The sequence below is a fragment of the Natranaerobius trueperi genome, from assembly GCF_002216005.1.
Taxonomy (GTDB): Bacteria; Bacillota; Natranaerobiia; order Natranaerobiales; family Natranaerobiaceae; genus Natranaerobius_A; species Natranaerobius_A trueperi.
The window spans coordinates 1-9,670 of the sequence record NZ_NIQC01000049.1 but is presented as its reverse complement, the minus strand read 5'-3'; the positions used below and the strand labels follow the sequence as shown (position 1 = coordinate 9,670).

Sequence of the window (9,670 nt, the reverse complement as noted above, 5' to 3'; positions counted from 1 at the left end):
TAAGGGCCTTGATCTGGGTTACTGTACCTCTTTTTAGTTCATTACGAATAGTATTTGGTGCTCTATTTAAAATTTTGCCAATGGCGTATGGGCTGTAGCCTTGCTTATGTAGTAACTCAATCTGTCCTCGTTCGAAATCATTTAGATGTTTATTCTTGCGGGAAGTTGGTATATTATTAAGGTAATCCATAGTGTGCACCCTTCCTGTAATTGGTTATTTTGTGGTGATTTAATTATATTACAGTTGGGTCCACTATGGGGTTTTTATTTAGTTCAATTTGATTTTACAATTAAGCAATTATTTTTTATGTCAAAGTGGGGGAATTTTCGGTTGACAAATACAGAATTTATGTTGTAAGGCACACTCATCCAACCAAATATGCCTTATATGTGATTTTTGTTCGTCAGACCGAGAGTTTACATTAAGCTTCCTTCAGACTCCACCTCGCGGTGGACGCCCTTGCCATCTGCTAACAGTTCCCACCACCGAGCCTGTAGCAGATTTTCATCGACTAGCTACCACTCATGCAGGGCAAACCATAAAAAAGCGGACCATATAAATGGTCCGCTTTTAGTTACTTTTTTTGGTTGCGGGGGCAGGATTTGAACCTGCGGCCTCCGGGTTATGAGCCCGACGAGCTACCAGGCTGCTCCACCCCGCGTCGATGTTAAATACATTATAACTCAGGAAAAGTGATTTGTCAAATTTATTGTAAGCATGCCCCCAATAACATGTCATCATCACTTGCACGATAACCAGCTGCACCCAATAACTCTAAAATATAATATATCATAAAACCTCCAGATACAATGATTTCTGCCCTCTTCTCAGGTAAATTAAATATTTTTGAACGCTTTCCTAAAGTATAAGAATTCATTGAATATAATAAATCTTTAATATCTTCTTTAAGTAAATATGTACCTTGTATTTCTTCTTTTGTGTATTTAGGTAATTTTTTATAAGCTTGAGCTAAATAAGTAGCTGTACCTCCAACTCCTATTACTTCTAAATGTTTTTTTGTACATAAGTCCAACATATCATCATTCAACGAATCTAATATATAACTTTTAATATCTTCTGATGAATTAATTCTACCTTCATTATCGCCGAAATAATCCAATGCTTTCACCGCACCTATTGCGTAACTTCTAACAAATTTTTGGGGGGCCAATGATATAAGTTCAGTGCTTCCTCCTCCTAAATCAAAAACAAGAGGATTATTATGTTCTGTATTCATTGTTGCACCTAAGTAAGTTAATTCTGCTTCTGATTCACCGTCAACAACTTCTACTTCGATCCCTAGTTCTTTTAATAATTTAATAAGCTCTGTTCCATTACTAGCTTCTCTAACAGCACTAGTAGCAACGACTCTCTTTAATTGGGCTCTATATATATTAATATATCCTAAAAAAGTTTTTATTCCTGTAAAAGTTCTTTCTATAGCATCAGATTCTATTTTATTATTATCTTTTATCCCTTTTGCTAATCTAGTTGTTATTATATCCCTTTTTAATTCTATTATTCCATTTTGCGTATTTTCAATTATTAACAACCTTATGGAATTACTTCCGATATCAATTGCTGCTCTTCTGTTACTATTCATGATAAAAAACCCTTTCACATTTATTTTTTTGATATTTATAGCATGTTCCATATTCATAATCAACTGATTTAGTTGGTAGTTCCATTTTAAAGCAAGCACCCGCATCCTCATGATTTTTTGCTTCTAAATAACCACCAAAACTACGAATTATTTGCATGCTTACTGGTAACCCCAAACCCGTTCCACTTTTCTTTGTTGTGGCAAAGGGTGAAAAAAGTTTATTTATTACCCCATCTGGAATACCAGGCCCACTATCGATAAATTGAATTTGAACAGTTTCATTAAAGTCGTCTAATTGAACTGTTATAGATATATATTTATCATCATAATTTTTTTCTATAGCTTCTAAAGCATTTTTGATAATATTTATAAAAACTTGTTGCAATTTATTTCGATCACCTCGGATAATAATTGGAAATCCACTGCAACTAAAGTATAGATCAGTTTTATTTGTTTCAAATTTAGGTTTTAAAAAAGATAAAGTCTTTGAAAACACTTCACAAAGTGAAATTTCATCTGTTTCTATAGCTTTAGAAGGTTTAGAAAGTTGCAGAAACTCTTTTACAATATCTTCTAACCTATTCAATTCTTCTCTTACAATTTTTAGATACTGTTCTCTTTTATTTTCATCTATTTTATCTGATTCTAATAATTGCAAAAAACCTTTTATAGCACTTAATGGATTCTTGATTTCATGGGCAGTCCCAGCTGCCATTTCCCCAACTATGGCTAATTTTTCAGTCATTCTGAACCTTTCTTCCCACTTCTCCTGCTTTTTTTCTTGCTCTTTTTCTTTCGTAATATCTTTATAAATTCCTGTAACACCTAAAAAACTACCTTCATCGTCATATAAAGGCAAAGTTATCCCTTTAAGAGTTTTAATCTCTCCTTCACTATTCTTAGCTTGTACTTCATAATTAATATACTTTTCCCCTTCAAAAAGTGATTTTTCTAATAGGGAAAAGCATTCTGCTTTATATGTATTACTAAACTCCAATAGTTCCGTATAACTAGTTCCTAGAAAGTCATCTTTTCGAATATTAAAAATCTTTTCTATCCCTGTATTAAGATAGGTAATTGTCCCTGTTCTATCAATAGTAACAATAGCATCAAACAAATAGTCAAATACTCTTTTTGCTTGTGACCGTAACTTTCTTAATTCATAGACACGATTACGATAGGCTTTAGAACTTGTTGTAGTATTTTCTTTTTCATCTATCATTATAACGTATGCTTCTGTATAGTCATTAAGCATTGTCGGAGGTGTTAACTTTAATTCAAGTAACTTATAATTACCTTTAACTTTAATTAAAATGCTTTCAATAGTTTTTTTCTGATGAATTTTATGCAATTGAAAGATATCCCAGAACTTTTTACCCCAACCATAGTTAATATCTTGTACTTCATTGAATAGTTTTCCATCAATATTATCATGTTCCCATCCAAAGAACTCTAACACGTTTCTATTGGCCATTTTAATTTTGCCATTACGATCAATTATTAATAATCCTACTTCAACATTCATAAATATTGGTTCTAGCACTTGTTGACCATACAACAACTGCCCCCTCCTCAGTTAAAAAATTTACTATGAATTTATTTTCTAGTTAAGAACGGAAAAACCTTCAATTTTTTAATGTTTATTTGATAAATTTTAGTTATACTTAAATAAAAAATAGAGCGCTCTATAAAGTGTACCCTTCGTAACTGACAATTAAAAAATTCCTAGGCTGATATCAGAAAATAATCACTGTATTGAACAGGGGTTTCCTGTTTTAAGTTCCATTTGTATCGATAGTTATTGTAATAGCTCATATATTGCTTTATTTTTTGTTCTAATTCTTTTAAAGTTGTACAATGTTTAATATTAGCTTCATCTTTAGCATGGCGTTAACCCACCAATTCCTTTTTCTCGACATAGATTGGCGTGGTTTAAGTTTCTTTACTACTTTTTCCTGAAATCCTAGAGTGAGTATTATGAGTTCCTTGATCCAAATAAATTAAGGCATACTTTGCTTTTTTGAAGTAAAATCTTCTTTAGTCCTCCAAAGGTGTCTATGGCTAAATTAATAGTTAGCCCATCTGATAAATGAGCTAATACCTCACCTGTAGAACCGTCCTTTATGTTGATAAATAAGCTTTGTTTCTAGCCTTCATCATTCGTTTATATGAATTGCTTTCTAATAGGAGAAATAATGCCGTATTTTTTCATGATTCGTCGTTTTAAATTGTAGATAACATTAAATTGACAGCCAGAGTCATTTAAATGTTACGTGAACCTGTTTTACGACGCTTAAAATAAAAAGCTTTTAGGATACTCTCTCTTGCCTAATATTAGTTCTCTTTCACAGGGTATTTCTGAATTTCAACTCTGATATCTCTTAGTCTAGCTATTCCGTCTTTTCGATAAGTAACCCGCCATCTATTAGCTGCAGATTAATCCTAGGTAATACTTTTAAACTAACTGATTTAACATACGGGTTTTCAGAGAACACTTAAATCTCTTTCTCAATATACAGTTTTTTCGAATTTTGCCTCTCATTTTTTGTTAATTATACAAAAAAAGTACCCTAATAGGTAGACTTTTTTTCGTGTCTACTCTATAGGGTACTTTTGTAAGCGCCCTGCCATTTCTCAATTAATCAAGAAAAATGAATTATTTAATAGAATCGCGATTTCCTCGCTTCGCTTCCGTATTTTTTCGTAGATCACGTTGACGCTCATCACTCTCTTTGAGAAACTTAGCCATTTTATCTTCAAATGAAACTAATTTTTCCTTATTTTCTTTAACTCTTCTCAAAGAAAGGCCAATTTTATCTCCGTCAACACTTAAAATCTTAACTCTCACTTGTTCATCTTCTTTTACAAATTTACGAATATCTTTAACATAAGTGTCTGCTACTTCCGAGATGTGAACTAATCCAGTTTCACCTCCCGGCAATTCAACAAATGCTCCAAAGTTTGTAATGCCTGTTACAACACCTTCTACGGTTTGGCCAACTTTCACGGACATAATTACTCTTATTCCTCCCCATTAAATTCTTATGGTGATTATATCTCAAACACTTTAAGTAGTCAAGTTAGGGCCTACAGCATGTCTACTATTAATTTGTATCATCACCTAAAACATCTAATGGAACTTCACCCTCTCTTATGAATCCAAACTTTCTACGTGCTAATATTTCAATATAATCAAGGTCATTTAAAAGCTCTACCTTTTCTTCAAGCTCCTTCTTATCCTCTTTTGCTTCATTTATTTCTTCCTGTATTTGTTTTTTTTGTTGTAATAATTCAAAATAGCTTATGCTTTGATCAATCAACAAAAAACCAAAATAGGCTATAGTAATGATAGCTATCCCGGAAATAACTTTTTTATTAACTGATATCTTTTTCTTAATTGAGCTCTCTTTACTTTTATTTTTTTGGGTTGTGTGCTTTCGAGGAAATTGCCTGATTTTCCCCATACCTAGTTCCTCCTATTTCTAAATTCTTTATTAGCACTTATTCTTTATAAAATACTGTTAATCCTTCTTATTAAATCGGAATATTAACTTTTTCAACCATTTATTTGAGTTTTTCCACAGTTTTTTTAGTAAACCTATAAGTTTATTAATTCCTGAAAAAAAAGGCATTAAAACTATTTTAAAAGGGAAAATAGCAATATAAAACACTTTAAATAAAGTTTCTGTTACTGTTGAAACTATCCTTTCGGATAAAATAAAAAAGATACAATATCCTTCTATTATTGAATTACTTACCCATTTGTAATGGATTGTTATCCCAATTAATATGAAAATAAATACATAACCTCTTACTTCTCCCCAATTACTTACTAGTAAGACTGTTGAAATTAATACAAAACTAAATACTCCAAATAAAATATCTAAAATAGACTGAAAAATTTTTGTGAATCGTTTACGGCCCCTCATAACTCTAAAAAAATCAAATACAATTCCCAATGTCATCCCCGAAACAAATAAAGATAAAAAAACAAAAAATTGGGTTATCACCTTTTCCAAAGAGTCCACCTCAATTACCTGAATATTTTACTAAATATTCCTTTTCTTCCCTTATAAGTTTCCCCGACTTCTTCAGAATAGGCGGCTTCTAAAATAACACCTTCTACTGTTAACAGTTTTTCATCTAAATTTAATTCTTTGATGTCTAACTTTTCTCCCCGTAAAGCTAACAAGCCAAGCTCTGTTTCTAACACGATTTCTTCATCATCAAAACTATCAACATGTAACACACCTGTTATTTCAATATACTCTCGATCTGTTACTATAAGTTGATGGGTTGCCTCTTGTTGTTTTTCTTCCACTTTTTCTCCCCCCCCTGTCGTCCTGATAGTCCTGTTATATCTTACTTTGAAAGTGACCATTTTATGACAAAAAAAAGGGGAATAGAAAAAATCTATTCCCAAAGGTTTACAATTCTGACATTATCATAGAAATATGTTACAACATCCTCTGGTGCATTATCTTCTTGTACTAAAGCTTTTGCACCCCATTGACACATTCCAACACCATGACCAAATCCAACTCCAGAAAATCTAATTTCATTATCTTGAGATTCTATTTCTTCATAAAAGGTAGAGCGCATAACTTCACTTCCAAGTTCTATTCTTAATTCAGGGGCTGGAACTTCAACTCCGCCCATTTCTAACAACACCGCTCTACCTGAAGGTCCTTCTTCTATTATTTCGACATCAAATTCACCTTGTGGTGATTCACCGGTAACAGCTTCTGCTGCTTGACTAAGTTCTTGTGTAGTAAAAGTCTCCTCCCAATCTCGCTCCTCTTCAGGAATTATGTCCATAGCAGGACTGTCTACGATTTGAATATAAGGTGGCTCTTCTTCAGCAAAACCTAACCCTTCTTCTGCTGTGGCTGTCCTTGGTCCTGCAAAAGCATGGAACCAAGCCCTTATAAAGTTTCCTTCATGAATAGCAATTTCGCCCCTTGTATCTTCTACAGCCTGCTCTACTTCATCAGTAATATCTTCTTCGCTATATGCTTGAAATTCTTGAATATCTGTTGAAGCATGTGCATTTCTTTCAGGAAGACCACCATCTTCAGCTATTTTAAACATTGTAAAGCTTCTTGCAATTATAGCTTGAGCTGCCAAGGCATCTTTAGGCCAGGTTGGATCCATTTCACCAGCAACAACACCTTTAATGTATTCCTCAAATTCCATTTCTCGTACATCATCTTCTTCATGGAAAAATACAGACAACCTTGGTTCTTCGTCAGGTGCAGTGAATATGGCTTCAGGTATCTCTGGAGCATCTTCTGGTGAATCTTCAGCACCATTTTCTTCTTGCTCATCTAAAGCTCCATTCTCCTCCTCCCCTTCTTCAGGAGGTGCACACCCCATAAAAGAAAACGTTAATAATAAACAGAGAATCACAATAAACTTAACTTTGAATAATAACTTAAAATTCATAAATTTCCCCCCAAGTTTTTTTATTAGTATCTTTCTTTTTGGGTAAAACTATACAAAAAAAGTAGACGGATAAATCCGCCTACTTATAAATTAACCATTTTTCACTTTGTCTTTAAGTGCCTTTCCTGCTTTGAATGCAGGAACTTTAGTAGCGTCAATCTTAATAACTTCACCTGTTGAAGGGTTTCTTCCTTCTCTTGCGGCTCTTTCTCTTACCTCAAAAGTCCCAAAACCAATTAATTGAACTTTTTCTTCTTTTGAGAGCTCATCTGAGATAACATCAAAAACTTCATTTACAACTTTTTCTGTGTCCTTTTTAGTCATTCCACTGTTTTCTGCAACTTTAGTAATAAGTTCAGTTTTGTTCATAACATAAATCCCTCCTAAAAATAATCTTAAAAACCCAAACTTACTGAGCTCAACCCCTTTTTAAGCTATTCGAGGATTTTAATGTAATTCCTGCTAAAAAACGATAAAAATCCGCTATACTCCCCTTTTTTTTGCTTCCTCCCAGTAATCATCTAGCTCTTTTAAGGAAAAATTTTCAATTTTATCGTTTTTTTCCGTAATTTTTTGCTCTATATAAATAAATCTTCTTATAAACTTGGAAACGGTTTTTTCTAATGCCACTTCCGAAGATACATTCATAAACCTAGCTAAATTTACTAAAGAAAAAAACACATCTCCTAATTCTTCTTCTATGTTTTCCCAATAACCGTCAAGATATGCATCATATAGCTCTTGTAACTCTTCCTTAACTTTTTCGTAAGCTCCTAAACTTGCCTCCCAATCAAAACCACACTCACTAGCCTTCTTCTGAACTTTCTCAGCCTTAAACAAAGCTGATGCACCTTGCGGAATACCATCCATTATAGATTTTTGTTTGTCTTTATTATTCTTTTCTTTTTGTTTTATTTCCTCCCAAGTTGGAATATCATTTTTTTTAGAATATGGACCTGTAAATACATGAGGATGCCTTCTAATTAACTTCTTCTCTAGATTTTTTAATACTTCATTAAGTGTTAACTCCCCTTGCTCTTCTCCTATTTGTGTATGGAAAATTACTTGTAATAACAGGTCTCCTAATTCTTCAGTTAAGTCTTCTGGAGTACTATTTTCAATTGCGTCAATAACCTCATAACACTCTTCTAATAAATAAGGCTTCAAAGTATTATGTGTCTGTTTCTTATCAAATTGACAACCTTTTGAACTTCTTAAACACTCCATAATCTTCTTTAGTGGCAATAACGATAATTCTTGTTCTTTTGGTTCAGCGGTATATATTTCAACACCGTCTGAGCTGTTCATTAATTTAAAAATGTTATTATCATTCTCTAACTGAGTAAAATATACTATTTTTTCATCTTGCAATAGAGAATTATTAATTTGTTTTATAGATTCAAAATTTAGTGATTCATTTTTCAAAAATTGTTTAATCTCTAAAGATTCTTCAGAAACATATAGCTTTACCTCTTCTCTTTGTAAAGATCTATAGAGATCAATTGTTATTGCTTTTTCTATTTGTGTTTTAACAATAATAACTTGGATACTATTTGATTCCATATAATCCCTCCTATCTACTCTAAAAACGATTATGACGTAGATAATTAATTATCTACCTCCTCTCACACCACTAAGCGTGATTGTCTAACAATTAATTTAACAGACCCATAATATAATACCTTTTGCGGTATATTGCTCCAAAAATAATAAAATGTAATTTAAAAGAAGGGAGTACTTGCTTGAAGAGCCTTGCTAGCGAGATCCCGGACTCCCATAATATTAATCAATCTTTTAGATTGTAAGCAAGACTAATAAATCCTGCTTCTGCATTTACAGAGTTAAGGCCTCTTGTTAAAAAATATGTATATCCAAAAGATGTTTCAAAAGGGTGCTCAACTATTGAGCCCCTAAGTTTGTAGAGGTCCTTTTTTCTTAATTGTATTTTCATGTACTTGCTTTATAAATTCTTCATCATCAAATCTTGTTATAACTCTCCCCGCTTTTGCTGATGTACATTCAGATTTATTTCCACAATCCATGTAGTCCTTACACACGTAACGTCTATAATTTTTTCTTCTGTTCTTTCCGTTCCATTTAAAGTCTAGTGGACAACCCAAAGGACATCTATAAATATCTTTTGATTTGTCATAGTGAAAATTCGTCTTTTCAAAACCTGACTTTGTTTTTAATTAATATTTCTGTGTTTTCATCTACTGCTGCTAGTATTCCAGACATATTAAAATACCCAGTACCTACTAATGATATAATTTTTTGATCACTGAATATACTCCTTGTTTTTGTTACCATATTTGATAATTGACTCTGATCATCTATATCATTTACTATTTCAAAGTCTTCCTAGACTTGTAACTTTCAACTTTTTCATCCATAACTTGTTTCATATCTTGGTCTTCTGAAGTTTTTAGGAACTCATTGATATATTTATCAATTTTAGCTTCATAGTACTCAATTTTCTTTTTAATAATATTTTCGGTAAAATGTTTGCTCTTTGAATTACTTGCTTTTATTTTTGTCCCATCTATGGCACAATCTCCCCATTTACAAGACCGAAACCTTTTAACATAAGGGTGAATTCTTTAAATAATTGTTTTATGGCT

General features: G+C 32.4%; 13 protein-coding genes, 1 tRNA gene and 1 pseudogene. All 15 read right to left on the bottom strand.

Annotated features, from left to right (window positions below):
• On the bottom strand, positions 1–190 hold a 190-nt coding region (locus tag CDO51_RS12675), incomplete at its 3' end, for a helix-turn-helix domain-containing protein (protein ID WP_143824737.1).
• A 395-nt stretch (positions 191–585) separates the two neighbouring features.
• A tRNA-Met gene (locus CDO51_RS12670) sits at positions 586–662 on the bottom strand.
• A gap of 45 nt (positions 663–707) precedes the next feature.
• Complete coding sequence (locus CDO51_RS12665) at positions 708–1,604, bottom strand: Ppx/GppA phosphatase family protein (protein ID WP_158212467.1); 897 nt, start codon at positions 1,602–1,604, stop codon at positions 708–710.
• Positions 1,597–3,165, bottom strand: a complete 1,569-nt coding sequence (locus CDO51_RS12660) for an ATP-binding protein (RefSeq protein WP_143824736.1) — start codon at positions 3,163–3,165, stop codon at positions 1,597–1,599. The genes CDO51_RS12665 and CDO51_RS12660 overlap by 8 nt, the downstream gene beginning before the upstream one ends.
• A 164-nt stretch (positions 3,166–3,329) precedes the next feature.
• Positions 3,330–3,470, bottom strand: a complete 141-nt coding sequence (locus CDO51_RS15620; protein WP_089024591.1) for an IS3 family transposase — start codon at positions 3,468–3,470, stop codon at positions 3,330–3,332.
• A 282-nt stretch (positions 3,471–3,752) separates the two neighbouring features.
• Positions 3,753–3,929 (bottom strand): annotated as a pseudogene (locus CDO51_RS15615) (IS3 family transposase); the annotation flags it as partial.
• Between the two features lie 331 nt (positions 3,930–4,260).
• Positions 4,261–4,617: a S1 RNA-binding domain-containing protein gene (locus CDO51_RS12650; protein WP_089024590.1), complete on the bottom strand. Its 357-nt coding sequence runs from the start codon at positions 4,615–4,617 to the stop codon at positions 4,261–4,263.
• Between the two features lie 91 nt (positions 4,618–4,708).
• Entirely contained in the window at positions 4,709–5,068 is a 360-nt protein-coding gene (locus CDO51_RS12645; protein WP_089024589.1) for a septum formation initiator family protein, read from the bottom strand.
• A 57-nt stretch (positions 5,069–5,125) separates the two neighbouring features.
• A complete protein-coding gene (gene yabQ / locus CDO51_RS12640) occupies positions 5,126–5,614 on the bottom strand; it encodes a spore cortex biosynthesis protein YabQ (RefSeq protein ID WP_240503584.1) in 489 nt (162 codons plus the stop codon).
• A gap of 23 nt (positions 5,615–5,637) precedes the next feature.
• Positions 5,638–5,925 carry a sporulation protein YabP gene (yabP, locus tag CDO51_RS12635; RefSeq protein ID WP_089024587.1) on the bottom strand — a complete coding sequence of 96 codons (288 nt, stop codon included), beginning with the start codon at positions 5,923–5,925 and terminating at the stop codon, positions 5,638–5,640.
• A 92-nt stretch (positions 5,926–6,017) separates the two neighbouring features.
• Positions 6,018–7,049, bottom strand: a complete 1,032-nt coding sequence (locus tag CDO51_RS12630) for a SpoIID/LytB domain-containing protein (protein WP_240503583.1) — start codon at positions 7,047–7,049, stop codon at positions 6,018–6,020.
• Between the two features lie 90 nt (positions 7,050–7,139).
• Positions 7,140–7,418: an HU family DNA-binding protein gene (locus CDO51_RS12625; RefSeq protein WP_089024586.1), complete on the bottom strand. Its 279-nt coding sequence runs from the start codon at positions 7,416–7,418 to the stop codon at positions 7,140–7,142.
• A 114-nt stretch (positions 7,419–7,532) separates the two neighbouring features.
• Positions 7,533–8,612: a nucleoside triphosphate pyrophosphohydrolase gene (mazG, locus tag CDO51_RS12620; RefSeq protein WP_205842268.1), complete on the bottom strand. Its 1,080-nt coding sequence runs from the start codon at positions 8,610–8,612 to the stop codon at positions 7,533–7,535.
• 347 nt (positions 8,613–8,959) lie between these two features.
• On the bottom strand, positions 8,960–9,091 hold the full coding sequence (locus CDO51_RS15115) for a hypothetical protein (protein WP_276207038.1): 132 nt from the start codon (positions 9,089–9,091) through the stop codon (positions 8,960–8,962).
• Between the two features lie 127 nt (positions 9,092–9,218).
• Complete coding sequence (locus CDO51_RS13945; protein WP_158212466.1) at positions 9,219–9,359, bottom strand: hypothetical protein; 141 nt, start codon at positions 9,357–9,359, stop codon at positions 9,219–9,221.
• Positions 9,360–9,670: the final 311 nt, after the last annotated feature.

What these genes read in the sequence shown, in the direction of transcription:
- CDO51_RS12665 (WP_158212467.1), bottom strand. Translation starts at nt 1,604, where the DNA reads ATGAATAGTAACAGAAGAGCAGCAATTGATATCGGAAGTAATTCCATA.
- CDO51_RS12650 (WP_089024590.1), bottom strand. Translation starts at nt 4,617, where the DNA reads ATGTCCGTGAAAGTTGGCCAAACCGTAGAAGGTGTTGTAACAGGCATT.
- CDO51_RS12645 (WP_089024589.1), bottom strand. Translation starts at nt 5,068, where the DNA reads ATGGGGAAAATCAGGCAATTTCCTCGAAAGCACACAACCCAAAAAAAT.
- CDO51_RS12630 (WP_240503583.1), bottom strand. Translation starts at nt 7,049, where the DNA reads ATGAATTTTAAGTTATTATTCAAAGTTAAGTTTATTGTGATTCTCTGT.
- CDO51_RS12625 (WP_089024586.1), bottom strand. Translation starts at nt 7,418, where the DNA reads ATGAACAAAACTGAACTTATTACTAAAGTTGCAGAAAACAGTGGAATG.
- mazG (WP_205842268.1), bottom strand. Translation starts at nt 8,612, where the DNA reads ATGGAATCAAATAGTATCCAAGTTATTATTGTTAAAACACAAATAGAA.
- CDO51_RS15115 (WP_276207038.1), bottom strand. Translation starts at nt 9,091, where the DNA reads ATGGATTGTGGAAATAAATCTGAATGTACATCAGCAAAAGCGGGGAGA.
- CDO51_RS13945 (WP_158212466.1), bottom strand. Translation starts at nt 9,359, where the DNA reads ATGGTAACAAAAACAAGGAGTATATTCAGTGATCAAAAAATTATATCA.